General features: G+C 63.1%; 22 protein-coding genes and 1 tRNA gene. 8 read left to right on the top strand and 15 right to left on the bottom strand.

The genetic code is table 11. The features are described 5' to 3' along the window. Positions 1–28: 28 nt before the first annotated feature. From AB7535_RS36650 to AB7535_RS36630, 5 genes are all read right to left on the bottom strand, one after another. Entirely contained in the window at positions 29–238 is a 210-nt protein-coding gene (locus AB7535_RS36650; protein ID WP_354113209.1) for a hypothetical protein, read from the bottom strand. A 56-nt stretch (positions 239–294) separates the two neighbouring features. Beyond that, a complete protein-coding gene (locus AB7535_RS36645; RefSeq protein ID WP_256376444.1) occupies positions 295–420 on the bottom strand; it encodes a hypothetical protein in 126 nt (41 codons plus the stop codon). Between the two features lie 74 nt (positions 421–494). After that, on the bottom strand, positions 495–1,106 hold the full coding sequence (locus AB7535_RS36640; protein ID WP_354113208.1) for a TorD/DmsD family molecular chaperone: 612 nt from the start codon (positions 1,104–1,106) through the stop codon (positions 495–497). A 36-nt stretch (positions 1,107–1,142) separates the two neighbouring features. Beyond that, a complete protein-coding gene (locus AB7535_RS36635; RefSeq protein ID WP_354113207.1) occupies positions 1,143–1,778 on the bottom strand; it encodes a DUF3306 domain-containing protein in 636 nt (211 codons plus the stop codon). Positions 1,779–1,798: 20 nt separating this feature from the next. Beyond that, on the bottom strand, positions 1,799–2,260 hold the full coding sequence (locus AB7535_RS36630) for a DUF3305 domain-containing protein (protein ID WP_354113206.1): 462 nt from the start codon (positions 2,258–2,260) through the stop codon (positions 1,799–1,801). Positions 2,261–2,509: 249 nt separating this feature from the next. On the opposite strand from AB7535_RS36630, the gene AB7535_RS36625 reads away from it, so the two are divergent. Then, a complete protein-coding gene (locus tag AB7535_RS36625; protein WP_439037532.1) occupies positions 2,510–4,495 on the top strand; it encodes a 4Fe-4S binding protein in 1,986 nt (661 codons plus the stop codon). 35 nt (positions 4,496–4,530) lie between these two features. Here AB7535_RS36625 and AB7535_RS36620 read toward each other — a convergent pair whose 3' ends face one another. From AB7535_RS36620 to AB7535_RS36605, 4 genes are all read right to left on the bottom strand, one after another. Continuing rightward, on the bottom strand, positions 4,531–5,529 hold the full coding sequence (locus tag AB7535_RS36620; protein ID WP_354113204.1) for a formate dehydrogenase subunit gamma: 999 nt from the start codon (positions 5,527–5,529) through the stop codon (positions 4,531–4,533). 63 nt (positions 5,530–5,592) lie between these two features. Then, on the bottom strand, positions 5,593–6,195 hold the full coding sequence (gene fdh3B, locus AB7535_RS36615) for a formate dehydrogenase FDH3 subunit beta (protein WP_014490880.1): 603 nt from the start codon (positions 6,193–6,195) through the stop codon (positions 5,593–5,595). A gap of 12 nt (positions 6,196–6,207) precedes the next feature. Continuing rightward, entirely contained in the window at positions 6,208–9,162 is a 2,955-nt protein-coding gene (locus AB7535_RS36610; RefSeq protein WP_439037531.1) for a formate dehydrogenase subunit alpha, read from the bottom strand. A gap of 918 nt (positions 9,163–10,080) precedes the next feature. Next, positions 10,081–12,123, bottom strand: coding sequence for a TonB-dependent receptor (locus tag AB7535_RS36605; protein ID WP_439037530.1), 2,043 nt, complete (start codon positions 12,121–12,123; stop codon positions 10,081–10,083). A 574-nt stretch (positions 12,124–12,697) separates the two neighbouring features. Here AB7535_RS36605 and AB7535_RS36600 point away from each other — a divergent pair. Then, on the top strand, positions 12,698–13,882 hold the full coding sequence (locus tag AB7535_RS36600) for a PepSY-associated TM helix domain-containing protein (protein ID WP_354113201.1): 1,185 nt from the start codon (positions 12,698–12,700) through the stop codon (positions 13,880–13,882). A 129-nt stretch (positions 13,883–14,011) separates the two neighbouring features. Here the strand turns inward: AB7535_RS36600 and AB7535_RS36595 are convergent. Continuing rightward, positions 14,012–14,098: transfer RNA gene (locus tag AB7535_RS36595), tRNA-Leu, on the bottom strand. Between the two features lie 163 nt (positions 14,099–14,261). Between AB7535_RS36595 and AB7535_RS36590 the strand changes: the two genes are divergently transcribed. Beyond that, positions 14,262–15,227, top strand: coding sequence for a complex I NDUFA9 subunit family protein (locus AB7535_RS36590; protein ID WP_071917038.1), 966 nt, complete (start codon positions 14,262–14,264; stop codon positions 15,225–15,227). 126 nt (positions 15,228–15,353) lie between these two features. Here the strand turns inward: AB7535_RS36590 and AB7535_RS36585 are convergent, their stop codons facing one another. The 3 genes from AB7535_RS36585 to AB7535_RS36575 all read right to left on the bottom strand — a co-directional run bounded on the left by AB7535_RS36585 (position 15,354) and on the right by AB7535_RS36575 (position 18,331). Then, positions 15,354–16,094 carry an SDR family oxidoreductase gene (locus AB7535_RS36585; RefSeq protein ID WP_354113200.1) on the bottom strand — a complete coding sequence of 247 codons (741 nt, stop codon included), beginning with the start codon at positions 16,092–16,094 and terminating at the stop codon, positions 15,354–15,356. Positions 16,095–16,097: 3 nt separating this feature from the next. Next, positions 16,098–17,423 carry an FAD-binding protein gene (locus AB7535_RS36580; protein WP_439037529.1) on the bottom strand — a complete coding sequence of 442 codons (1,326 nt, stop codon included), beginning with the start codon at positions 17,421–17,423 and terminating at the stop codon, positions 16,098–16,100. 101 nt (positions 17,424–17,524) lie between these two features. After that, positions 17,525–18,331, bottom strand: coding sequence for an undecaprenyl-diphosphate phosphatase (locus AB7535_RS36575; RefSeq protein ID WP_354113198.1), 807 nt, complete (start codon positions 18,329–18,331; stop codon positions 17,525–17,527). Positions 18,332–18,500: 169 nt separating this feature from the next. On the opposite strand from AB7535_RS36575, the gene AB7535_RS36570 reads away from it, so the two are divergent. The 3 genes from AB7535_RS36570 (at position 18,501) to AB7535_RS36560 (ending at position 21,315) form a co-directional block, all read left to right on the top strand. Beyond that, positions 18,501–19,193: a glutathione S-transferase family protein gene (locus tag AB7535_RS36570; protein WP_063980220.1), complete on the top strand. Its 693-nt coding sequence runs from the start codon at positions 18,501–18,503 to the stop codon at positions 19,191–19,193. Then, a complete protein-coding gene (gene queG, locus AB7535_RS36565) occupies positions 19,142–20,377 on the top strand; it encodes a tRNA epoxyqueuosine(34) reductase QueG (protein WP_354113197.1) in 1,236 nt (411 codons plus the stop codon). The genes AB7535_RS36570 and queG overlap by 52 nt, the downstream gene beginning before the upstream one ends. Positions 20,378–20,517: 140 nt before the next feature. After that, complete coding sequence (locus AB7535_RS36560) at positions 20,518–21,315, top strand: acyl-CoA thioesterase domain-containing protein (RefSeq protein ID WP_354113196.1); 798 nt, start codon at positions 20,518–20,520, stop codon at positions 21,313–21,315. Positions 21,316–21,381: 66 nt separating this feature from the next. On the opposite strand, the gene AB7535_RS36555 is transcribed toward AB7535_RS36560, so the two are convergent. Next, positions 21,382–21,849 (bottom strand): nuclear transport factor 2 family protein, encoded by a 468-nt coding sequence (locus tag AB7535_RS36555; protein WP_135214011.1) that lies wholly within the window; start codon positions 21,847–21,849, stop codon positions 21,382–21,384. Positions 21,850–21,952: 103 nt separating this feature from the next. Here AB7535_RS36555 and AB7535_RS36550 point away from each other — a divergent pair, with 103 nt between their 5' ends. Further along, positions 21,953–22,912 carry an IS5 family transposase gene (locus AB7535_RS36550; RefSeq protein ID WP_166348444.1) on the top strand — a complete coding sequence of 320 codons (960 nt, stop codon included), beginning with the start codon at positions 21,953–21,955 and terminating at the stop codon, positions 22,910–22,912. Between the two features lie 258 nt (positions 22,913–23,170). Here AB7535_RS36550 and AB7535_RS36545 read toward each other — a convergent pair whose 3' ends face one another. Then, the gene (locus tag AB7535_RS36545; RefSeq protein ID WP_439037528.1) at positions 23,171–23,959 is read right to left on the bottom strand and encodes an alpha/beta hydrolase; all 789 of its coding nucleotides are present in this window, start codon (positions 23,957–23,959) and stop codon (positions 23,171–23,173) included. A gap of 248 nt (positions 23,960–24,207) precedes the next feature. Here AB7535_RS36545 and infC point away from each other — a divergent pair, with 248 nt between their 5' ends. Further along, a complete protein-coding gene (gene infC, locus AB7535_RS36540) occupies positions 24,208–24,747 on the top strand; it encodes a translation initiation factor IF-3 (protein ID WP_071917037.1) in 540 nt (179 codons plus the stop codon). The last annotated feature ends 12 nt before the right edge of the window (positions 24,748–24,759 follow it).

The raw sequence follows: 24,759 nt of genomic DNA, 5'->3' as shown, positions 1-24,759 counted from the left end.
GCCGGGAGCAGGATCGTCTGGAGCCAGGTTATTGCTTTACGCTGGCCGGGAAAATGAGCGACTGATCGTCGATCTCCTGATCCGGGAGCTGATGGACGCCCGCCATGACGTGCAGCTCGACCAAGGGCGGCATGGCCGCTGCGGATAGCTCTATCGAGCGAGGTTGCGTCCTGAAGATCAGGGCAGAAGCGGCGATCAGAGCTGCAACGACGAAACAGGCGATCAGCAACCGGCGCATATGGCGTCTCCCACGTCTATGTGGAGAACAGAAAGCTTAACAAACAATAATGACCGCTAAACGCGGGCGCTCGACTCAGCGAACGCCGTTGTGGCGGACTCCTGCACGAAATGATCAAGGATGCCCGCGGCACCGAGTGCGACGACGGCGGCGAACAGACAGGCAATTATGAAAACGCGCATTCTGTTGATCCCTACATCTATAATCTAGCACGCTCCCAAACGGATTTGTGCAGCGGCGGTACAAAACGCCGTGTTCAACCTGGAAGTGCGAAGGCCTCCGCCTCGATATCGATGAACGTCCGTCCGAGCGCGCCAACGGCGGCATAGAAGTCTGCCGAACGCGCCCGCTCGAGATCGGCGAAAAAGCGCCTCATCCAGCGTGAGACATGCTGATCAAAGAAGAGGCGCTCGGCGCCTGCTGGTGCCAAAATGCTCCCGCCGGCAAAGCCTGCCATGATCTCACAGAGAAATCCCGCGTGATCCTCGGGCTCCGTACGCTCCGGGGCCTTTTCGAGGCCGAGCCCCTCGAGAGTTTCCCGCAACCGCGCGAGTGGACGGCCATACAGGGTATCGGACAGGTAGTGTGACGCATAAGGCAGGAGTGTTCCCTTGCCCAACCCTGCAAAGAGGGCGAAGAACTCGCGCGATGCGGCCTGCTCATTCGTCCGGCGCGCTGCATCCGCCAGCGCCATGTGCGCCACGCCCATCGGGCTGGAATCGCCGTGCAATGCAGAGATCCGGTGCAGCAGCTGCGTGTCCGGGCTGCGCGTCAGCAACGTCGCCAACAGCGCATATTCCTGCGCCCGGGCGAGGTCGAATTCATCGACGATACGCACTGAAGCGGTCGTTGAAGTTGGATCCATCATTGTTCGATCGCGCAAGACATATCATCCTGCCGGTTGCTAGCGAGGCAATGCGCTGCCATGACGTCGTGTTCGCTGGGAGGGCGGCTCTCCGGCAGCAGGACTGACGGACTGCATGCTCTCATTCCGCTCCTGGTCCGGTCGCGCCGTGGCATCATCGGGCAGCGATTGAGCTGCCCATGTCGTCGGTTCGAGACTGGGCTGTTCGGCATCGGGCTGCCCTTGCGGAATGAGCTCGGTTGGCGGCGGCACGTCCGCAAGCGCGTCACCCACCTGCTCCAGCCCCTTCGACATCCGCGCGACGAGATCGGCGACGTTGTCCGCCGGATCGAGCGGGCCAAATCCTGGAATTGCGTTGGGATCGTTGAAATCCCACTGGTTCTCCGCGATCCCGATGAAGTCGCGGATCGCAGGGTCGGCCGCCCAGGCACGGCGCAACGCCAGGCGCGTCAGTTCGGCCGGAACGCCCGTCTGCAGGAACGCCGCAATGTCGGTGTGAGCGGTGATCGATTCGATCGACGGCAAACTGGCGAGATCGAAAGGCTGGTCGTTCCCGTCATTCGCTACGGACGGCTCGGCAGCCTGCTCCTTGTCGACCGGAGCAAGTTCAGCGTTTTGGCTTTTCGAGGCTTGCTTGAGCCGCGCCCAGCGAACGAAGACGTTAGTCTCTGACATCGATCTCTCTCATGCCGTTGCTAACGATTGCGCTGCCGTTTGACGAATGGTCGTTCGACATGATGCTCGGCGATGAACCGGCCGACGATCTCGGAGATGCCTGGTGGCATCGGCACGGCTTCGACCAGATTGCTGCCTGCATCGGTAAACGCCTCGCCCTCCGCCGGATCGGCCGTGACCGCGAGCAGCTCGTAGGGCGGCTCGGAACCGGTCGGGCGCAAATTGACCCACAGCGTCGGCGATCCTGACGCGAGATTTTCGCGATAGTTGGTGGTTTCGGTCCGGTGCAGCTCGATCACGGCATCACCGGCATAGAACAACGTGACCTCGCCTTCGCCACCAATCGGAGTCCACGGCTTCGCGGACGGCTCTCCCGCGAACACCGAGACGGGCCGCCACAGAAAATCGGCCCACGCACTCTTCGCCTTGCGCCGTTCGATTGCGACACCGACAGCGATGCGTGCAAGACTTGTCGAGACCAATGTACCCTCTCGCGATCGAGACGTGGTTCCTGCTTCCGAAGCCAATCCAGCGAAGCCGCGCGCTCGCGCCAGGCGAGAGCGATAATCGTGCGCTCGTGATACGGGCGTCGTCTTTTCCGATACGCGGAGTATATACTTCGGGGGTGAACGGGCCAGTAGGTGGCCGCTCTATTTTGGGAGCCGCGAGATATTGTGACCGTCATATCTGACACCGGCAGGCGCCTCCTGATCTGCTCGTGCGAAGGGACGATGCCGCTCGATGCAGACGCAATTCGCCGCGGCTGCCGCGGTGAAGTGACGGCAGCGACGCAGCTCTGCGGCGCCGAACTCGGCCGATTCAAGGCTGTCGCCGCCGAAGATGGTCCGCTCACGGTGGCCTGCACGCAGCAGGCGGCGTTGTTTTCGCAGGTTGCTTCCGAAAATAATCGTGCGAATTCGATACAGTTTGCCAACATCCGCGAGACCGCCGGATGGTCCGGCGATGCCGACCGCGCGGGACCGAAGATGGCCGCGCTGCTGGCCGCCGCGGCCGAAGTCGCCGCACCCGCGCCGATGGTCCAGCTGGAAAGCAGCGGGGTCATCCTGATCTACGGCCGCGACGAGGCCGCGATCGAGGCTGGCGACTTGCTGAAGGAGCATCTCGACGTCACCGTGCTGATTGCGCCGCCAGCCGCGATCGCACCGCCACGTAACGCCGACTATCCGATTGCCAAGGGCCGGATAACGAGTGTCAAGGGACACCTGGGCGCGTTCGATGTGGTGGTCGACGATTTCGCCGAAGCCGCACCGTCCTCGCGTCGCGCCCTGACGTTTGGCGCGTCGCGCAACAACGCCCGTTCGACCTGCGACATCGTCCTCGACTTGACCGGCGGGCCGGCGCTGGTTCCTGCCGACTTGCGCGACGGCTATCTGCGTGCGGATCCCGGCAGTCCCGCAGCAATCCTCCAGGCCGTGCTGAAAGCGCGCGACCTCGTCGGGACCTTCGAGAAGCCACGCTACATCACCTTCGACGCCGGGCTTTGCGCCCACTCGCGCTCGAAGCGGACCGGCTGCACGCGCTGTCTCGATTCCTGTCCGGCCGGCGCGATCACACCTGCCGGCAACCATGTGGCGATCGACGCCGACATCTGCGCGGGCTGCGGCCAATGCGCGACGGCCTGTCCCACCGGCGCCGCGTCCTATGCGCTGCCGGCGGAAGACGCGCTGGTCAGAAAGCTGCGTGCCATGCTGCTCGCATACCGTCAGGCGGGCGGCGAGCGGGCCGTTGTCCTCGTCCATGACGAAAGCCACGGCGCGCCGCTGATCGACGCGCTGTCGCGGTTCGGCGACGGCTTGCCCGCGAACGTGCTGCCGTTCGCGGTCAACGAGGTCACGCAAATCGGGTTGGAGAGCATCATCGCGGCTTTTGCCTATGGCGTGTCGGCGGTGCGCTTCCTGCTGCGGGCCAAGCCGCGCCACGACGTCTCCGGATTGACGTGGACGGTCGCGCTGGCCGATCCGATCCTTGCCGGACTCGGCTGCGGCCCGGCCCGGCTTTCCATCATCGCGACCGACGATCCGGACCGTCTGATCGAAGCGCTCCGCACCGCGCCGGCCGACGCGCCCACTCCGCGCCCTGCGAGCTTCCGCGCCGTGGGCGGCAAGCGCGACGTGCTGCGCTTTGCGCTGGCCGAACTGCACCGCGCGGCGCCTGCACCCGTCGATGTCATTCCGTTGCCCGAAGGCGCGCCGTTCGGAGCGGTCGAGATCGATGCGGCCGGCTGCACGCTTTGCCTGTCCTGCGTGTCGGTCTGCCCAACGAGTGCGCTGCGCGACGACCCCGAGCGCCCGGCGTTGCGTTTTGTCGAAGACTCCTGCGTCCAGTGCGGCCTGTGCCGGACGACGTGCCCGGAAAACGTCATCACCCTGGTTCCGCAGATCGACTTCCGCGCCAGCCGCGCGCCAACCCGGGTGCTCAAGGAAGAGGAGCCGTTTTGCTGTATCCGCTGCGGCAAGCCATTCGGCGTCAAGAGCAGCATCGAGCGTGTGGTCGCGAAGCTCGAAGGCCAGCACTGGATGTATTCGGGCTCGGCGCAGCGGCTCGACGCCATCAAGATGTGCGGCGACTGCCGCGTCGGCTTCGTGGCCGAACAAGGTTTTGAATCTTATGGCGCAACGAGCCCGACCGTCCGCACCACCGACGATTACCTGCGTGACCGGGACGGGAAGCAAGACCCGGACGGCCGCTCCAACTGAATTGCCCGGTTCAGGTTAGTCCGGGCGCCATCGCGCTATTCAGCCGGCGTGGCCGAGGCTTGCCGGCCTTCCGCTTCGAGCTTTTCGGCGAGCCAGCGGTCGTGATGCTCTCTCGCCCAATTGATATCGACCTCGCCCGTACCCATGGCTTCGAACGCGCCTTCCATGCCGAGCGTGCCGATATAGATGTGTCCCAGGATCAGCGCGATGAAAAGGATCGCGATGACGGCGTGGGCGACCTGGGCGATCTGCATGTCCGCAATGTTGGTCCCGTAGAAGGGAAACAGCAGCACGAATCCCGATGCGGAGACCAGGAGGCCGGCTGCGACCGACAGCCAATAGACGAATTTCTCACCGAGATTGAAGCGGCCTGCAGGCGCATGTTTCGACTTGATGAAGCCGCCCCCCTGCTTGACCCAGTCAATATCGACTCGCTTAAACAGATTGTCCCTGAAGAAGAGCACCGTGATCAGAACGAGGCCCGCCACGAAGGCGAAGCTCGTGAAATTGTGCACGTACTTGGCGACCTGGGAGATGTCCGAGAATAGTTCCGGGCCGACGAGCGGCCGCAGCAGGACCTTGCCGAAGGTGATGTTCAGGCCGGTCAATCCGAGCAGCACGAACGAAACCGCCGTCAGCCAATGCGCGAACCGCTCGAAAGCCTTGAAGCGGACGATCGTCTGCCCGGAGCGCCCCGCTTCGATGCGAAGCCGGCCCATGATCAGATAGGCAAGCGCGAGCACCGCAAGCATGCCGACGATCACCACCGCCCCACCCCAGTGCAGCAGGACCTCGTGGAAATAATCCCAGGTCCGTCCCGCCGGCTGCATCAGCACGCTGGCTTTGACATCTGGGATGTCGATCCGGCCCTGGATGCGCGGCGCCTGTTCCAGAAGCGTCTTCTGATTGGTCACACTGGCGGTCGGATTGGGTGCCCCATCGGGACCGAGCTTCTGGGCGAGCACCGGGGCTGTCGTGAGACCGAACAGCATCAACAACAGCGCTGCGAAGCGAATGCGTGCGAAAGCCGTCATGACGGATACCCAATCTTCGTCCCTGATCGTCGCGCTTCCCATCGGCGGTAAGCGCAGGTCCCCTTACGACTTGACGTCCTCGTGATAGGCGGTTGTCCAGCCCCAGGCTCCGGAGCCGTAGCCGCGCTTCTCGACGCGCTCCTCGTAGATCTGGGCGATGATGTCGCCATCGCCTGCGAGCAGCGACTTGGTCGAGCACATCTCGGCGCACATCGGCAGCTTGCCTTCGCCGAAGCGGTTCGAGCCGTATTTCGCATATTCTTCGGCGCTGCCCGGCGCCTCCGGTCCGCCGCCGCCCGCGCAATAGGTGCACTTGTCCATCTTGCCGCGCGAGCCGAAGTTCCCGACCTGGGGATATTGCGGCGCTCCGAACGGGCAGGCGTAGAAGCAATAGCCGCAGCCGATGCACAAATCCTTGTCGTGCAGGACGATGCCGTCTTCGGTCGGATAGATGCACTTGACCGGACACACCGACGCGCAAGGCGCATCGGTACAGTGCATGCAGGCCATCGACACCGACCGCTCGCCGGGCTTGCCGTCATTGATGGTGACGACGCGCCGCCGATTGATGCCCCAAGGCACTTCGTTCTCGTTCTTGCAGGCGGTCACACAGGCATTGCAGTCGATGCAACGGTCCGCATCGCACAGGAATTTCATGCGTGCCATTGGTCTAACCTCTCATGCGGCCCGGATCTGACACAGCGTGGCTTTCGGCTCCTGCATGCCGGTGGCAGGATCATAGCCATAGGTCGTCAGCGTGTTGTTGCTCTCGCCGAGCACGATGGGATCGGCCCCCGTTGGATATTTCGCCCGAAGGTCGGCTCCCTCGTACCAGCCGGCGAAATGGAACGGCATCCAGGCAACGCCCTTGCCGACGCGTTCAGTCACCTGCGCCTTCATCCGGGCCCGCGAGCTGTTCTCTGCACCGGTCACCCAAACCCAGCCGCCATCGACGATGCCGCGCTCGGCTGCGTCCGCCGGGTTGATCTCGACGTACATGTGCTGCTTCAGTTCGGCGAGCCATCTGTTGGACCGCGTTTCCTCGCCGCCGCCTTCGTATTCAACCAGACGGCCCGAGCTCAGGATCAGCGGGAACTGCTTCGAGATCGCGCGATCGACGGCGGCCTTCTGCACGGAGAAACCGACATTGGGCACGCGGAATTGCTTCGCGTCCGGCAAGGTCGGATAGTCGGCGACGAGGTCGGGACGCGGCGTGTAGATCGGCTCGCGATGCACCGGAACCGGATCGGGAAGATTCCACGCAATCATGCGTGCCTTGGCGTTTCCGTAAGGCGAACACCCGTGTTCGATCGCAACCCGCTGGATGCCGCCGGACAGATCGGTCGACCATGACACCTTGTCGGGATCGGCCGGATTGATGCGCTCGATCACCTCGCGTTCTTGCGTCGTGAGGTCCTTGTCCCAGCCGAGTTTCTTCAGCACGCCAAGGGTGAATTCGGGATAGCCGTCCTTGATCTCCGAACCGACGGAGTACGAGCCCTCGGCAAGAAGATTATCGTGATCTTCCCGCTCCACCTCCTGCCCGTTCTCCATCACCTTGCGCTTCACGACGCGCTCGACTCCGAACCGCGCGCGGAAGGTGCCGCCGCCCTCCTTCACCGGAAGGTTGGTATTGTAGAGGATCGGCGTGCCCGGGTGCCTGTACTCGGGCGTGCCCCAGCACGGCCATGGCAGGCCGTAATAATCTCCACCAACCTCCGGATCATCCTTCGGCGCCCGCAGCGTCACCAGATCGAACTTGTGCTGGTTTCTCATGTGGGCCTTGAGCCGCTCCGGCGACTGGCCGCAATAGCCCGTCGACCAGCCGCCGCGGTTGATCTCGCGCAGGATGTCCTCCGCCGAGACCGCGCCGTTCTCGACCTTGATGTTCTTGAACATCAGGTCGGCAAATCCGAACTTGCGGGCGAACAGGTACATGGTGTCGTAGTCGTTCTTCGATTCGAAGACCGGATCGACGATCTTTTCGCCCCATTGCAGGGAGCGGTTGGAGTTGGTGCGCGAACCTTCCATCTCGAAGCTCGTGCAGGCCGGCAGGAGGTAAGTGCCGTTCTTGCGCTCCGACAGCACCGACCATGCGGTCGGATAGGGATCGCAGACCACCAGCAACTCCAGCTTCTCGATGCCCTTCACCGCTTCCGGCATCCGCGTGATGGTGTTGACGCCATGGCCCATGATGAACATGGCCTGCACCGGATTGGGCTGGCTGATCTGATTCTTCGGGAGCAGGGTTGCGTCGAACCAGCGCGTGCTGGGAATGCCAGGCGTTTCCATCAGCTTCTTGTCGGGGAAGCGCGACTTCATCCAGTCGTAGTCGACCTCCCATACCCGGCACCAATGCCGCCAGGCCTCCTCGGCAAGACCGTAGTACAGCGGCAGCGACGTGACATCGAGACCGAGATCGGTTGCACCCTGCACGTTGGTGTGGCCGCGGAAAATGTTGGCGCCTGCGCCGGGCAGCCCCATGTTGCCGGTGGCGAGCAGCAACAGGCAGCTGGCGCGGACATTGGCGGTGCCGGTGGTGAACTGGGTCTGCCCCATCGCCCAGATCAGGGTGGACGGCTTCTGTTTGGCGAACAGTTCGGCGACGTGCTTGACCTGCGCCTCCGGCAGGCCGGTCACGCGCTCGACCTCCTTGGGCGGCCACTTCGCAACCTGCTTCCGGACCTCATCCAGGCCATAGACGCGCTGAGCGAGGAATTCCTTGTCCTCCCAGCCATTCTCGAAAATGTGCCACAGCATGCCGTAGATCGTGGCGATATGCGTGCCGGGGCGAACCCGGACATATTCGGTCGCGTGCGCAGCGGTCCGCGTCATCCGGGGATCGACCACGATCATGTTGGCGCGGTTGAGCTCCTTGCCTTCAAGAATGTGCTGCAGCGAAACCGGATGGGCCTCGGCTGGATTGCCACCCATCAGCAGGATGGTCTTGGCGTTGCGGATGTCGTTGTAGCTGTTGGTCATCGCGCCGTAGCCCCAGGTATTGGCTACACCGGTGACCGTCGTGGAGTGGCAGATCCGCGCCTGATGATCGGAATTATTGGTGCCCCAGAACGCCGCAAGCTTGCGATTGAGATAAGCGGCCTCGTTGGTGAACTTGGCGGAGCCAAGCCAATAGACCGAGTCGGGCCCCGCCTTCTGGCGGATATCCAGCAGCTTGTCGCCGATCTCGTCGATCGCCTTCTCCCAGGAAATGCGCGTCCACTTTCCGTTGACGAGCTTCACGGGGTAACGCAGGCGTCGTTCGTTCAACACGTCGTCGCGAACTGCCGCACCCTTGCAGCAATGCGAGCCGCGATTGATCGGACTGTCGTAGTCGGGTTCCTGCCCGATCCATACGCCGTTGGCGACCTTGGCGATCACCGAGCAACCGACCGAGCAGTGCGTGCAGACGTTCTTGCGGGTCGTGACCGTTGTGCCGACAGGTGGCGGCGGACCGGCTTCGGCCTTGCGCACGCTGTGCAGCGCGAGTTCACCCACCGCGGCCAATGCGCCGGCCGTGACTCCCGAGCGCTTCAGGAACGTCCGCCGGTCCAGTTTCGCCGATGCTTCGTCGGCCGCCGCATCGAAAAGCCTGGCACGCTCCGGACGACGCTCGGACTTCCTGATCAGCACGGAAGTCTCCTATCGAACGGGATAGCTGTTGACGCGATAGAAATTCCTGACTTCCTGGGAGTCAGGTCGATAGCGAGCCTTCCGCTTCTGATCGAGATCAACGGGCTTTGCGGAAGCCGCTGCCGGCAACAATTGGCCGGCACCCAACGCACCGGCACAGACAATTGTCAGCCGAAGCAAGTCACGTCGAAGAAGCTTTGGCGCTTGATCATTCTTCAACGAAGCACACTCCCTGTCGGGGTCAGGCCTTCCCGAAGGCTATCCGAGTTTTGCGCCGGACATCAATCACAGACCTGCGTTGCATAATCTGCAGGAGCAGCCGTGCACGCAGCTTTGCGCTGGTGTTACCGCAACAAGCGGTCAATCGCCGTCAACATCATTGTTATCAGCCGTTCGGCTCTGCAGATTGTCGTGCGAATTGGAAACGGCGAAACATCGAGCAGGTGATTGCCGGACGGGTGACGTCACACGCGTCGCGAGTGACGAACTCGCGATCGATACGAATGATACGTCGACATCGTGAGCGATCGCCGAAATCCGCGTCGGGTCGAAGTCAATTCTGGGCGAGACGTCGTCACAGGCGAAGGGTGCTCAAAGTGACCCGCCTGTCACTGGCCGCGATTGGGAATGCGCTGCTTGAATGACCAAGACCCACCCCGGCGTATCGGCGGGACCGCGCCCCTTCGTTGCGCAGTCGTGGTCACGCAACACAAGGATGCGATTTATCTATCTGGAAATGCTGGGTATCCAGAAAAAGCTGGCGCCCCGGAAAGGACTCGAACCTTCACGGCCGCGAAGGCACCTGAAGCCAGAGCGTCTACCAATTCCACCCACCTGCGCGCGCCGTTTGGGGCACGGAGGCGGTTACCATGGTTCGGTGACGCGCTTGGCGCAGGACGATGCGCCTCTCTGGCAGCGTCAGAAATCAACCGTCATTGACAACCACAACGTACGCGGCATGCCGCTGATCACATAACCAGTCGGATTGCCGATCCAATAGCGTTTGTCGAAGAGGTTCGTGAGAGAAGCACGGAACGTAGTGGGTCGTCCCGCCAGCTGGGTTGCGTAACGTGCACCAATGTCGAACGTCATCCAGGCCGGAACACTTTGGATGTTGTCAGCGCTGACATAGGCCTGGCTGGTGTAGATGGTACGCGCCGTCGTGGTCAGCCCGGGCAGGAACGGAGTGTCCCACTCAACACCGAGATTGCTCTGCCATTCCGGAGCGCCGATGGCACGGTTGCCATCATGGAGGTGCCCTTCAGTCTTTGTCAGCCGCGCGTCAAGGTAAGTCACCCCTCCCAGGACGCGGATCCCGGGCCCCACTTCACCGAACGTATTGAACTCGATGCCCCGGTTCCTTTGCTCACCATCGAGACTGAAGATCCTGGTAACCGGATCGGTCGCGCCGCTCGGCAGGCTGATCTGGAATGCCGCGAGGCTCGCGCCGAAGCCTCCGAGATCGAGCTTGGTTCCGACTTCATACTGCTTTGTCTTGAAGGGCGCGAACACCGCATTGGTGTTGGCGGCGCCGGACGGCGGCGTTGGTCCAGGCGTGAGGCCTTCGATGTAGTTGGCGTAGAAGGACAGCTCCTTGATCGGCCGAACCACCAGCGCCACGGAAGGCGACGTGGCGCTCTGATCGTAGTGGGTCATTTCCAGGCCGCTCACGGGGGCATAGCTGTTCGCGATAACCTGCTGCTGTCGCGCTCCGACGATCACCTGAAGCATCCCGTTCATCATCGAGAGCGTATCGGCAACGCCGACACTTCTCAGACCGAGGAAATCCGACTTCCCCTCAGGGAATGAAGACACCGGGGTGCCCGGACTCGCCAGCAGGGTCGGCGTGTAGATGTTGGTAAGATAGTTTCCGTAATTGGTCTGACCGAGCCAGTCAGTGCGGTTCATGGCGCTGCCGCTGACAACGACCTCATGACCAACCGGACCTGTGTCGAAACGCGCCCGTACGCCGGCTTCGCCCGATACGCCGTCGTTTTTGCCGGTCTGGAAGCGAGAGGTCGAGAGGGCATCGCCTGCTGTGTTTAGAATGGTGGCGCCGGGGGCTTCCTGCTTATCGAAGGTGAATTGGTTGGCGCCGATTGCGCCGAACACGGTGACATTATTCGACACATCATATTCGGCGCGCGTAAGCCCGGTGAGGCTCTTCGCGCGGGCATAGTCGAACGGCTGGGCGAGGTTGATGCGGGGGTCCGGAGCGTTCGGCACCGCGATGCCAGTGACGGGCGTGTAGCCGCGAGCTGCCGCTTTCATCCAGTCGTCCTGATAGATGACATCGGCGGACCACCTGAAGCGCTCGCCCCGATAGTCAACGCCAAGCGAACCGACTCCGTCGCGTACCGACTGACGGTCGATCGTCGTATTGCCGCCATCGATCCCGCCGTTGAAACGAACGCCCCATTCGCGCTGCTCGCCGTAACGGCGCGCCACGTCGATCTCCGTGCCAAACCGCGCATTCGAGATGTAGCCGGCAGTCAGACGCGTCAGGTCCTCGTTTGCCCGTTTGGTCACGACATTGACGCTGCCGCCGATGCTGCCGGACGGAGCCATGCCATTGAGGAACGCCCCGGGTCCCTTGAGCAGCTCGATGCGCTCGATCGGCGCAGGGTTGATCCGGTAAGCCGGCACGAGGCCGTACAGCCCATTCAGCGCGATCTCGCTGTTCTCGACCCGGAAGCCGCGAATGGTCAGCGCGTCATAGCGATTGCTGCTACCGATCGCCGCCCGTACTGACGAATCGGAATTGGTCAGGACCTCGGCGACACTGGTCGCCTGCTGATCGCGGATGGTCTTTTCCGTGTAGCTCGTGAGGCTATATGGCGTTTCCATATAATCCCTGTTGCCGAGCAGGCCGACCTGTCCGCCCCTTGCGACTTGCCCTCCAACATACGGCACCGGCAACGCTGCCTGCCTTGCTCCAAGCGTAGCCGGCGCGCTCGTCACCGGCGCGTTCTCACGTCGCTCTGCCCGCCGCGTCGTCGCAGCGCGCGATGTATTGGATGACCGCTGTCGCCGCGCGAGAGAGGCTCGCTGCTCAGGCGCGACGACGGTCACGGGAGGGAGTGACTGTCCGGACGTCGCCGATTGTTGGCGGCCCGACTGCTGTGCGACGGATGAGGTCGTGGTCAAAAACACTGACACGCACGCAAGCCCAAATGCGCGCGAGAAGGTCACGTCGTTAAGCATGCAGTCCCCGGAGTCTTTTCTTCTTGATGCCCCGTCCCAGACACGAATCGCTTGGGACGAGAGCGAATAAGCATTCGGGAAAATCCATGCCAACTAGAAGGCGTCTAAGCTTCCAATTGATCCTGGCGCGCCGCTCTACGTTTCGATTTCACATCGCATCGATTGTTGGTAAGCGCGAAAGCCTTTTGCTGCCGCCCGAACGCGGGATTCGAAAAACTTCGTAAGACCGCAACGCGCCGGATGTGATCGCGACGAGCTATGAGGCAGACCGCGCGAAACCACCGCGGTCAATTGTCACAGACGCGCAATTGCTGGGGACTCAAGACCCGACATGACATCGCTACTGGTAAATGCATCGCACACCGCCGCGCGGAAGCGACCCAACATGCGATCGCTGCGGACGTGGGCCGGCATCCACCGCTGGACGAGCATCATCTCGACGCTGTTCCTGCTGATCCTCTCCCTGACGGGCTTGCCGCTGATATTTCAAAAAGAGATCGACGAGGCGTTTGGTTCATCGGGAATGCTGGCCGAAGTCCCGGAAAGCAAGGGCGTGCCAACGCTTGATTCCATCGTCTCGGCAGCGCGGGCGCGACACCCCGGCGATACGATGATCTCACTCGAATTTGCCAAGCGGTGGCCAATCGTGGAGACGCGCTCGGCGCCAACCCCGGATGCCGGACCCACCCGGATACACCGCGAGGTGATCGACCTTCGCACCGGTCAGCTCACAACGATGCCGCAACGGCGTAGTCCCGTGATGCAATTCCTGCACACGCTGCACGCGGATTTGTATCTGGGGCTGCCCGGCGGCTTGTTCCTTGCCGGCATGGCACTCGTCGTCATCGCCTCTGTCGTCTCGGGCTTGATACTCTATCCGCCATTCGTCCGCCGATTTGGATTTGGCACGGTTCGCATGAACAAGAGCCGAAAACTATTGTGGCTCGACCTGCACAATCTGACGGGCATCATTACGATGGCATGGCTGCTCCTCGTTGCCACGACCGGAGCAATCAACACCCTGCATGGCCCCGTTTCCACTTCGGTAAGGACAGCCATGTCCGACGAGATTCGGCGGCGGGTCGTCGTGACACCGGCAGGGCAAATGGAAGAGGTCGATCGGCCTGGGTCAATCGAAGCTGCGATTGCAGCTGCCCGCGGCAAGGTGCCAGCAGCGCGAGTGATGTCGTTGTTGTTCCCGAACGCTGAGATTAGTCCGTCCAACCACTACGTGGTTCTGATGAAGGACGGACAAATGATGACACAGGAGCTCTTCTACGCGGTGCTCATCGACGCCCATACCGGTGGCGTGTCGGATGTATTCGAGCCGACGGGTGTCACGAAGGCGCTGCTGATCGCCGAGCCGTTGCATTTTCCGACGACGTTTCCCGGCCTGGCGCCCAAGCTCGTCTGGGCGTTTTTCGACATCGTGACGATCATGGTGCTGGTGAGCGGTTTGTATTTGTGGGCCAGCAAACCGGGCGGTCGCATCCAGCGCAAACGCCCTGCGAAATAGGAAGCGCCGGTGCCGACACGGCGAGCGTATTCTTGCAAGCCAGGAGACAAACCACCCGTGGCCAAGAGAGCCGTCCAAGCACGCAGACGGGGCTCAACTAACTGGAATTGCTCATTTTCCAGAATTGTATGGTGCCCAGGAAAGGACTCGAACCTTCACGGCCGTTAAGCCACTGGCACCTGAAGCCAGCGCGTCTACCAATTCCACCACCTGGGCATGCCGTTTGGGGCACGGAGGCGGTTACTACGGTTCGGTGACGCGGTTGTCAAATGCTGCTTGGCACCTGCGCGGGGATGCGGATTGCGCATCGCAAACCGGCCCGATACAAGCCTGATAACACGCACTCTTTCCGCAGGAATGGACCCCAGGAATGGATCCCATGGCATCGAATCTGGAAACTCTCGTCACGGTTTTCGGCGGATCGGGGTTTTTGGGCCGGAATGTCGTCCGCGCGCTGTGCCGGCGGGACTATCGGGTCCGGGTCGCGGTGCGGCGGCCGGAACTGGCCGGGTACCTCCAGCCCTCCGGCAAGGTCGGGCAGGTCCACACCGTGCAGGCGAATCTGCGCTATCCGGCGTCGGTTGAGGCGGCGCTGCGTGATTCGCATGTCGTGATCAATCTGGTCGGCATCCTCACCGAGGGCGGCGCGCAGAGCTTTGACGCCGTCCAGGCGAGGGGCGCCGAGACCGTCGCCAAGGCGGCCGCCGCTGCCGGGGCGCGCCTGGTGCATGTCTCCGCGATCGGCGCCGATGCGGAATCGCCCTCGCGCTATGCCAAGGCCAAGGCGGCCGGCGAAGCGGCGGTGCTGGCCGCGGTGCCCTCGGCCACCATCTTCCGTCCCTCCGTGATGTTCGGCCCCGAGGACCAGTTCACCAACCGTTTTGCCGCGCTGGCGCGGATGTCGCCGGTGCTGCCGCTGATCGGCGGCGAGACCAGGATGCAGCCGGTCTATGTCGGCGACGTCGCCACCGCGATCGCGGATGCCGTCGACGGCAAGGCCAAGGCGGGCGCGACCTACGAGCTCGGCGGGCCGGAAGTGCTGACCATGCGCGAGATCATCGAGGCCATTTTGGCCATCACCGACCGCAAGCGGGCGCTGGTCCCGCTGTCGTTCGGCCTTGCTCGCTTCCAGGCCAACTTCCTGCAATTCGCGCCGGGTGCGCTGAAGCTTACGCCGGACCAGGTCACGCTGCTCGAGCACGACAATGTCGTGTCGGAGGCGGCCAAGGCGGCGGGGCTGACGCTGGAAGGCCTCGGCATTGCCGGGGATTCGCTGGAGGCCATCGCCCCGCAATATCTCTGGCGTTTTCGCGCGGCCGGGCAGTTCCAGCGAATGAGCGTTTGAGGTTTCCGCAGCGTCATGGCCGGGCTTGACCCGGCCATCCACGTCTTTCTCACCGCGGCCACCAAGAACGTGGATGCACGGCACAAGGCCGGGCGTGACGAGACTGTGGTGTGGGTCGCAACCGCCTCAAAACTTCAGCTTCTTGAACACCGCTTCCGGCAGCGTCTTGATGATCAGCATCACGAGACGCCATTTGCCGCTGACATAGACGACGTCGGTCTTCTTCTCGACGGCGTTGAGGATCGCATCGCCGACGACCGGCGCCTCGACGGTGAGCGGGCCGATCAGCTTCATGCCTTCCGTCATTTTCGTGCGGACGAAGCCAGGTTTCACCGTGACGACGTGGACGCCGCTGCGGCTAGCGCGGGCGCGCAGGCCCGACAGGAAGGCGGAAAAGCCTGCCTTCGCTGAGCCGTAGACATAATTGGAAGCGCGGCCGCGATCGCCGGCGACCGAGGACACGCCGACAATCGTGCCATTGCCGCGCGCCAAAAACTTTTCCGCGAACAGGCCGAGAATCAGCGAGGGGCCCTCGTAGTTCGAGCGCATGATCGTGGTGGCATGCGCAAGTTCGCTTTCGGCATTTTGCTGCACGCCCAGTAGGCCGACGATCGAGATGACGACATCAGGCAACGCAGCAAGGCCGCTCACAAAGCCCTCGAACGAAGCGGTATCGAGCACATCGAATTTGTGGAGGCCAACCTCGACATTGTAGCGCGCGCGCAGATCGGCGGCGTCAGGCTCCAGTGCGGCGACGTCACGGCCCGCGAGGGCGACATCGTATCCGGCCTTGGCAAAGGCGCGCGCGGCGGCGCGGCCGATATCGGAGGAGCCACCGAGCACAATTGCGGACTTGCGTGACGTCACGGCTTAAACCTCATCGAACAGGCGTTGTGAAAGTTTTGAGCGGATGGTCCCGGCGGGATCGAGCGATTTGCGGATCGCGTTGAAGCGCCGCAAGGCCGGATAGCCAGCTTCGAACGTGGCGCGCGACTGGCGGGCATCCTTGGCCAGATAAAGCCGGCCGCCGGCGGCGACGACCAGGCGGTCGATCTCGTCGAGGAAATTCAGGATGTCGCCCTTCACCGGGAAATCCAGCGCCAGCGTGTAGCCGGGCAGTGGGAACGACAGGATGCCGTCGCCCTGGCCGAGTTTCTTGAGCACCGCGAGGAAGGAGGCATCGCCGCGCCGGGCGACGCGATCGAGGATCTCGCCGAGCACGGCGCGGGCGCCCAGCTCCGGGATCACGCATTGATGCTGGAGGAAGCCACGCCGGCCGTAGATGCGGTTCCAGTCGGCGATACTGTCGAGCGGGAAGAAATACGGATAGAGCGAGACCACATGGCCGCCGCCGGCGCGCCGCGCGCCCATGCGATAGTAGAGCTCGTTGAAGGCGCGGATGCTGTAGCGGTTCAGCGTCATCGACGGCAGGTCGACGGGCACCGCGAGGCCGGGATTTTTGCCGGCGGGAAATGCACCGGCGCCGTCGGCAATCTCGCCCGTCCTTGCGTGCTCGCCGAGATAGATCAGCGAGCGGCCGAGTTCACTGCCGCGTGCGGCACAATCGATCCAGGCCACCGAATAGGTCGCGGAATCGCCCGCATCGAGCGCGCGCATCGCGGCGTCGAGATCGGATGCGGAGATCACCCGCTCGCGGATCCACCCCGTTTCGACCGGTCGTAGCCGCATCGTCGCCTCGAGGATCACCCCGGTGAGGCCCATGCCGCCGACGGTCGCGAAGAAGGCATCGGAATTCTGTTCGCGCGAGGCCTCGATGGTCTCGCCCTGCCCGGTACGCAGCAGGATGCTGTCGACATAGCGGCCGAAACCACCCTCACAATGATGGTTCTTGCCGTGGACATCGGCGGCAATGGCGCCGCCAACCGAGACGAAGCGCGTACCCGGCACGACGAAGGGCAGGAAGCCGCGCGGGCCAAAAGTGTCGATCAGGTCCGACAGCAGCACGCCGGCTTCGAGCCGGATGCGTCCGGTCACGGGATCGAACGACCGGACCCGGTCGAACCCCGTCATCGCGATGGTCCTTGCGTCGCCGATCGCGGCATCGCCATAGGCGCGGCCATTGCCCCGAGCCACGGAGCCCGTCACCACGGCTTCGCCCAAGGCCTCGAACGACCGCGGCCGCAGCAGCTCGCTATCGACGACCGGGAAACGCCCCCAGCCGCTGACGAGGGTCATAGTTCAGCTCCTGTGCCGGGCGCGCGCCGCCCTGCTCTGGAAACTGCCTACCGATCAAAAGCTTATATTGCGTTGAGGCGCGTCAGTGAGTTTTCGAGAGGTTAACGGCCGAGCGCCAGTGCGATCAGGCCGAGCGTGCCGACGATCACGCGCCACCAGGCAAACACCGCGAAGCCGTGGCGGGTGACGTAGCTCAAAAACGTCTTCACCACGATGATCGCGGTGATGAACGACACCACGAAGCCGATCGCGACGATGCCCATGTGGTCCATCGTCATCTCGGAGCGGTTCTTGTAGAAATCGTAGGCGAACGCGCCGATCATGGTGGGAATGGCGAGGAAGAACGAGAACTCCGCCGCCGCGCGCTTGTCGGCGCCCAGAAACATCGCGGCGACGATGCTGGCGCCGGAGCGCGACACGCCCGGGATCATCGCGATGCACTGCGCGATGCCGATATAGAGATACATCAGCAGCGGAAAGCGGGTGGCGTCATGCTCCCGCGCCTTGAGATCGAGCCGATCGACCCACAGCAGGATGGCGCCGCCGACGATCAGCGAGAAGCACACGACCCACGGATTGAACAGCAGGGTCTTGATGTATTTGCCGGCAACGAGACCGACGATGACCGCGGGCAGGAACGCCACCAGCACGCCGATCACGAAGCGGCGCGCATAGGCGTCGCCGGTGAACATGCCGATCGCGACGTCCCACAATTTCTTGAAGTACAGCACGACGATCGCAAGGATGGCGCCGAGCTGGATCAGAACGGTAAACGAATCCCAGAACGCGCCTTCGCCGAGATGGAAGAAGCGCTCCGCGAGCAGAAGGTGGCCGGTCGAGGACACAGGAAGGAACTCGGTCACACCCTCGATGATGCCGAGGATCACTGCCCGTATTGCGTCTGACATATTTACGGTCCATTTCCGCTGGAAAAGCGGGGCTCTTCTCGCCTATTCGTCCTGCTCTCGCAATCGCAAAATGCGGCATCGCACCCTTGCCTCGCGGTTTTGAAGGACTAGTGTGGCGCCGCACAAACATTGATGGATTCTTAATCACCATCAAATAGTCAAAGGCTTCATGTTTACGCTGTTTCATCATCCGTTCTGCCCGCATTCGCGTTTCATCCGCCTGATCGCGGGAGAATACGGGCTCGAATTGCGGCTGGTCGAAGAACGCAGCTGGGAGCGGCGCGAGGCATTTCTGCTGCTCAATGCGGCCGGCACCACGCCCGTCCTGGTGGACAAGGAACAATCGCCCATACCGGGCGCCGCGATCATCGCCGAATATGTCGATGAGGCCTACGGCGCCGACATGGGACCGAAGCGCCTGATGCCGGAAACGGTCGCCGAGCGCGTCGAGGTGCGCCGGCTGATGGCCTGGTTCAACGAAAAATTCTTCGAGGAGGTCTCGCATCCTCTGGTCACCGAGCGCATCTACAAGCGCTTCATGAGCGAGGAGAACGGCGGCGGCGCACCCTCGGCCGACGTGATGCGAGCCGCCAAGGCCAACGTGCGCTATCATCTGGCCTATATCGGCTGGCTGGCGCAGACGCGGAACTTCCTCGCCGGCGACCGGCTCACCTACGCGGACCTCGCCGCCGCGGCGCATCTCTCGGCGATCGACTATCTGGGCGACGTGCCATGGAGCGAGGACGACGCAGCAAAGGCGTGGTACGCGCGGGTGAAATCCCGCCCGTCGTTCCGTCCGCTGCTGAGCGAATGGCTGGCGGGCGTGCCGGCATCGCGGACCTACGTGGACCTCGACTTCTGAACTCGGATCCGACCGAATTGAAGGCGGCGCTTGCAAACGAGGCACGCGCGCTCGGCTTCGACTGCATCGGCATCACCGCATCCGGCACGATCGAAAACGCCGGAAAGCATTTTCTCGAATTCATCGCCTCGGGCGGCCATGGCGACATGGACTGGCTTGCAGCACACCCCGAGCGCCGCGTCGATCCGCGCGGGCTGTGGCAGGACGTGCGCAGCGTCATCATGCTCGGCGTCAATTACGGGCCCGACCAGGATCCGCTCGCGATCCTGAAGCAGCGCACGCGCGCGGCGATCTCGGTCTATGCGCAGGGCGACGACTACCACGATCTCATCAAGAAGCGCCTGAAGGCGCTGGCGCGCTGGTTGGTCGCGACCGCGCCGTCGGACGTCAAGGTGTTCGTCGACACCGCGGCGGTGATGGAGAAGCCGTTGGCGCAAGCCGCGCATCTCGGCTGGCAGGGCAAGCACACCAATCTCGTCTCGCGCGAGTTCGGCTCCTGGCTATTCCTCGGTGCGATCTACACGACGCTCGAGCTGCCGCGCGACGACGCCGAGATCGATCATTGCGGCTCATGCCAGGCGTGCCTCGACATCTGCCCGACGTCGGCGTTTCCGGCGCCCTACAAGCTCGATGCGCGGCGCTGCATCTCGTATCTCACCATCGAGAACAAGGGACCGATCCCGCGCGAGTTTCGCAAGGCCATCGGCAATCGCATCTATGGCTGCGACGATTGCCTTGCAGCGTGTCCCTGGAACAAGTTCGCGCAGGAAGGACGTGAGGCAAAGCTCGCCGCGCGCGACGAATTGCGCGCGCCGTCGCTTTCCGAACTCGCACGGCTCGACGACGCATCGTTTCGCGCGCTGTTCACGAAGTCGCCGGTGAAGCGCATCGGCCGCGACCGCTTTTTGCGGAATGTGCTGATCGCGATTGGTAACTCCGGTGAGGCGATGCTGGCGGAGGAGGCGCGGCGATCGCTCGGCGATGAGAGCGCGTTGGTGCGCGGCGCTGCGGTGTGGGCGCTGAGGCAGTTGGTGTCGCGCGGAGAGTTTGAGGCGATGAGGTCTGCCGCGGCGAGCTACGAGCACGACGAAAGCGTGCGTGAGGAGTGGCAAGCCGCCTCCCAACTCTCCACTGTCATGCCCCGCGAAAGCGGGGCATCCAGTACGCCGCGGCCTCTCGATTGAACCACAATCGTCTCGGGGTACTGGATCGCCCGGTCAAGCCGGGCGATGACACCGTTGTTGTGGTGAGAGCGCTTCACGCCTCCTCACCATGAGGATTGGGGACCTTGATTTCCTCACGCGTTTCCTCAAAGTCGCGCGTCATGACAAACATGCCTTTCTTCACCCGCGACGACGATACATTCCATCCGACGGAAGTGGCCAACGGTCCCTGGGATCCGAAATCGCTGCACGGACGCGTCATCGTCGGCCTGCTCGGCTTCGCCATCGAGGAGCGCCATTCCGGCCCGGAATTCGTCCCGGCGCGGCTCACGGTCGACATGTTTCGGCTGCCGACCATCGACAAGCCGATCGAAGTGACGACGCGGCTGGTGCGCGACGGACTACGCATTCGCGTGGTCGAGGCCGAATTTGTCTCCGGCGGCGTCAGCATGGCGCGTGCCTCGTGCCAGCTGCTGCGCAAAACGCAGAATCCGGACGGCAACGTCTGGTCGCCGCCGAACTGGGACGTACCGAAGCCGGACGACATTCCCAAGCCCACCGATCCCAGGCTCGGCATGAACGGCAAATGGACGACGCGGCCGATCGTCGGCCATATGGGCTCGCTCGGTCCGCGCCGGCTCTGGATGAGCGAGGTGCGCGAGCTCGTGGCCGGCGTTCCGATGACGCCGTTCGTGCATGTCGCTGTTGGTGCCGACTTCGCGAGCCCCTTTGCGAATGCCGGCGACAAGGGGCTCGGCTACATCAACAGCGACGTCACGATCTATCTGCATCGGCTGCCGGTGACGAACTGGATCGGCTTCGACGTGGTCAATCACCAGGCGACCGACGGCGTCGCGATCGGCGAATGCTGGCTCTACGACGAGCAGGGCCAGATCGGCACCGCCACCGTCGCCGCGCTGGCACAGCGCAAGCCGATGGCGAATCCGTCGAAGCGATAGTCGTTACTGTCATTCCGGGGCGCGCGCAGCGCGAGCCCGGAATGACAAGAGGAGAGGGCCGCGCGGCTACGCCAGATGCCGCTGCATCTCAGGCCGCGCTTTCAGCTCGGCGCCCTGCTTGCCGACGATCTTAGCAATCCGTTCCGGCGCAAACTTCAGATCGACGAACGCCGGCGCGGTGTTGGCGACCTCGTGATAGCTCACGATCTTGCCGTCGCGCAGCGTCATGATCGCGACGCCCTCGAACATCGCCCGCGCGCCGTTCGCTTCGGCCAAGGTCGAGCGATAGCTGAAGGTGTAGCGCGCATAGAGCGTGGTGCCGTCGGTCACGGGGTCATGCATGTCCCAGCGGAAATCGGTCGCCGTGCGATAGAACCAGTCGTCGACCATCGCTGCGATCTTTTCGCGGCCTTCGAAGGCGCCGTAGAAGACATCGTGATAGACGCCGTCCTCGGTGAAGAGATCCGCGAAGGCTTTTCCGTTACGCTGTTCAACGGCGTCGCAGAAGGTGCGCAGCATCGTGGTGGCGGTCATTGTATTTGCCTCCCAGTGTTTCTTGTTGTGCCCTCTCCCCTTGTGGGCCTGTTGCGTAATTCGTCAATTGTGATTCCCTAGGGCAAAGCCTTGGAGGGTAGCGATGGCGGTCAAGCGGACGGGACAGCCGAGCTTTGTGGAAGCGCTGATGCCGAAGGGGGCCGGCGCCAATGCGGCGCTGGATCGGCTGGCGGGCCTGGTCAAGTGGTACCGGTTCGAGAAGCTGATCGGCCATTTGCGGGATGAAGGGAGCCCCGGTCGACCAGGCTATCCGGTGCTGGTGCTGTTTCGTGCTGTGCTGTTGCAGTCGCTGTATGGTCTTTCGGAGCGCGAACTCGAGGAAGCGCTGGGCGACCGGTTGTCGTTCAAGCGCTTCGTCGGTTTGAGCCTCGAGGATGCGACGCCCGACCATACGGTCCTGAACCGCTTTCGGAACCAGCTTGTCGAACAAGGCCTGCTGGAGAAGCTGTTTGGTGAGCTGGATCGTCAGCTTGAAAATGCCGGCGTCATCCTCAAGCGCGGCACGATGCTGGATGCGACCTTGATCCAGGCGGTGTCGGCTCCTCCGAAGGAGGATCGCCCCTCAAACGATCCCGACGCCCGCTTCACCAAGCGGCAAGGCAAGAGCGGCACGACGTTCGGTTACAAGGCCCATGTCGGTGTCGACGAAGGATCCGGCTTGATCCGCACGGTACTGACCACACCGGCCAACATCAACGACACGACACCGGCGGACGCTTTGATCCGCGGCGATGAAGCTGCGGTGTGGGCCGATGCGGCTTACGACACCCATGCCCGACGGGCCCGGCTGAAGGCGGAGGGCAAGAAACCCCGCATTGCTCGTCGGCCCAACCGGCATCACCCGGAGTTGCCGCCGAGGCTCAAACGCTACAACCTCCTCATCGCGCGCCGCCGAGCCCAGGTCGAGACCACCTTCGCTACTCTCAAACGCCGCATGCGGCTGACCTGCATCCGCTACGTCGGTCTGATCAAGGCGACCGGGCAAGTTCTGCTCGCCTCAATCGCCTTCAACATGAGGCGGTGGGCCACGATCGCCGCGTGAGCTGCCCGCTGAGGGCAACAACTACAGATCTTCGCAGGCATTGCCAGGACCAAGGCCTTCTCTCCTGACGTCTTCAGCCTCAAAAGCCGATAACGCAACAGGCCCCTTGTGGGAGAGGGCAGCTCCGCTCGTTGACACGCATTCACCTGGGTGAGGGGTCTGTCTCCGCGAGTCCAACTCTCATTCGGACGTGCAGAGACAACCCCTCATCCGGCGCTTCGCGCCACCTTCCCCCACAAGGGGGGAAGGAAGAAACTCTCACCCGATCTCGGCCACCGCGGCAAGAATGCGGGCGATGTCCTGCGGGCGGGAGAGGCGGTGATCGCCGTCCTGGATCATGGTCAGCACCACGTCGTCGGCGGGCAGGCGATGCGTCAGCGCGAATGCGTGCTGCCAGGGCACATCCGGATCCTGCGCGCCCTGGAGGATGCGCACGGGACAGCCGAGATCGATGGCGCTGCCGAGCACGAGGTGATTGCGGCCCTCCTCGATCAGATTCCGCGTGATCGGATAGGGCGAGCCATCGCCATAATCCGACGGCCGCAGCCAGAAGCCCTTGGTCTCGATTTCTTTCTTCACCGCGGGCGAAAAATTCTTCCACATCAGCCCCTCGGTGAAGTCGGGCGCCGGCGCGATCAGCACCAGGCCCGCAAGCGACGCTTTACTGGCCCGCTTCCTGATCTCGCGCGCGAGCAGCAGCGCCATCCAGCCGCCCATCGAGGAACCGATCAGAACCTGCGGGCCGTCGCAGAACCGCTCGAATACCGCCACGCTGTCCTCGAGCCAGCTTCCGATGGTTCCATCGGCGAAATCGCCGCCGGATTCGCCATGGCCGGAGTAGTCGAACCGGACCGCGGCGCGGCCGTGTTCCCGGGCCCAGCCGTCCAGCGCCACGGCCTTGCTGCCCTGCATGTCCGACTTGAACCCGCCGAGCCAGACCAGTCCGGGTCCTCGACCGGCGCGGCTGCGCACCGCGATCCTGCGTGCGGACGGGCCCTCGCCCACATCGATGAAGCCGAGCACGGCTTCGGGACTTGCATTGCTCATGGAACGTTTACTCTGGTTGTTCGGTTTGAACTGTCTGGATGCGTTCCGAGGCCCAGCCCAGCATCGCTATTGCCCTTTGGGACGCTTGCGGAACAGAAGCAAGGTGTCTATGTCCTGCAGCGTGCCCATGGGCGTGACCAAAATGCCTCGCATTTGAGGCTTTTTCGCCTCCCGCACGCGACTTGCTTGCCCGCAAACGCATCTTCCTTCAGACTAGCCGCCTCTTTCACAATTTTGGAGAACCACCCATTCGCCGTCCCAATAAAGCCCCGCCCGTTGCCAGCAAAGACGGGCCGCGCATCAATGATGATATTCGCAATGCGCAAATCCAGCTGATCGATCAGACCGGTGACAACAAGGGCACGGTCGAAACCGTCATGGCCATCCGCATGGCCCAGGAAGCTGGCATGGATCTGGTCGAGATTTCGCCGAATGTCAGCCCTCCCGTCTGCAAGATCATGGACTACGGGAAGTACAAGTATTCCGCCCAGAAAAAGGCCGCCGAAGCCCGCAAGCGGCAGAAGATCGTCGAGATCAAGGAGATCAAGCTCCGCCCGATGATCGACGACCACGATTACGACGTGAAGATGCGCGCGATGCAGCGGTTCTTCGAAGAGGGTGACAAGGTCAAGATCACGCTGCGCTATCGCGGCCGCGAAATGGCGCACCAGGAGATCGGCACCAAGCTTCTGGACAAGATCAAGAACGATGTCGCCGAGCTCGCCAAGGTCGAGCAGGACGCCAGGTTCGAGGGCCGTCAGGTCGTCATGGTGCTGGCGCCGCGCTGACGTCCGTTTTTC

It is taken from the genome of Bradyrhizobium sp. 956_D2_N1_4 (assembly GCF_052076025.1).
GTDB lineage: Bacteria > Pseudomonadota > Alphaproteobacteria > Rhizobiales > Xanthobacteraceae > Bradyrhizobium > Bradyrhizobium barranii.
This window is presented reverse-complemented; position numbering and strand designations above follow the sequence as displayed.

Excerpts from the sequence above, each read along its gene's own strand:
- AB7535_RS36575 (WP_354113198.1), bottom strand. The coding sequence starts at position 18,331 with ATGTCAGACGCAATACGGGCAGTGATCCTCGGCATCATCGAGGGTGTG.
- AB7535_RS36545 (WP_439037528.1), bottom strand. The coding sequence starts at position 23,959 with ATGAGCAATGCAAGTCCCGAAGCCGTGCTCGGCTTCATCGATGTGGGC.
- AB7535_RS36645 (WP_256376444.1), bottom strand. The coding sequence starts at position 420 with ATGCGCGTTTTCATAATTGCCTGTCTGTTCGCCGCCGTCGTCGCACTC.
- AB7535_RS36570 (WP_063980220.1), top strand. The coding sequence starts at position 18,501 with ATGTTTACGCTGTTTCATCATCCGTTCTGCCCGCATTCGCGTTTCATC.
- AB7535_RS36650 (WP_354113209.1), bottom strand. The coding sequence starts at position 238 with ATGCGCCGGTTGCTGATCGCCTGTTTCGTCGTTGCAGCTCTGATCGCC.
- AB7535_RS36600 (WP_354113201.1), top strand. The coding sequence starts at position 12,698 with ATGACATCGCTACTGGTAAATGCATCGCACACCGCCGCGCGGAAGCGA.
- fdh3B (WP_014490880.1), bottom strand. The coding sequence starts at position 6,195 with ATGGCACGCATGAAATTCCTGTGCGATGCGGACCGTTGCATCGACTGC.
- AB7535_RS36640 (WP_354113208.1), bottom strand. The coding sequence starts at position 1,106 with ATGATGGATCCAACTTCAACGACCGCTTCAGTGCGTATCGTCGATGAA.
- AB7535_RS36635 (WP_354113207.1), bottom strand. The coding sequence starts at position 1,778 with ATGTCAGAGACTAACGTCTTCGTTCGCTGGGCGCGGCTCAAGCAAGCC.
- AB7535_RS36625 (WP_439037532.1), top strand. The coding sequence starts at position 2,510 with ATGCCGCTCGATGCAGACGCAATTCGCCGCGGCTGCCGCGGTGAAGTG.
- AB7535_RS36555 (WP_135214011.1), bottom strand. The coding sequence starts at position 21,849 with ATGACCGCCACCACGATGCTGCGCACCTTCTGCGACGCCGTTGAACAG.
- AB7535_RS36550 (WP_166348444.1), top strand. The coding sequence starts at position 21,953 with ATGGCGGTCAAGCGGACGGGACAGCCGAGCTTTGTGGAAGCGCTGATG.
- AB7535_RS36580 (WP_439037529.1), bottom strand. The coding sequence starts at position 17,423 with ATGACCCTCGTCAGCGGCTGGGGGCGTTTCCCGGTCGTCGATAGCGAG.
- AB7535_RS36620 (WP_354113204.1), bottom strand. The coding sequence starts at position 5,529 with ATGACGGCTTTCGCACGCATTCGCTTCGCAGCGCTGTTGTTGATGCTG.
- AB7535_RS36590 (WP_071917038.1), top strand. The coding sequence starts at position 14,262 with ATGGCATCGAATCTGGAAACTCTCGTCACGGTTTTCGGCGGATCGGGG.
- AB7535_RS36560 (WP_354113196.1), top strand. The coding sequence starts at position 20,518 with ATGACAAACATGCCTTTCTTCACCCGCGACGACGATACATTCCATCCG.
- queG (WP_354113197.1), top strand. The coding sequence starts at position 19,142 with ATGGCTGGCGGGCGTGCCGGCATCGCGGACCTACGTGGACCTCGACTT.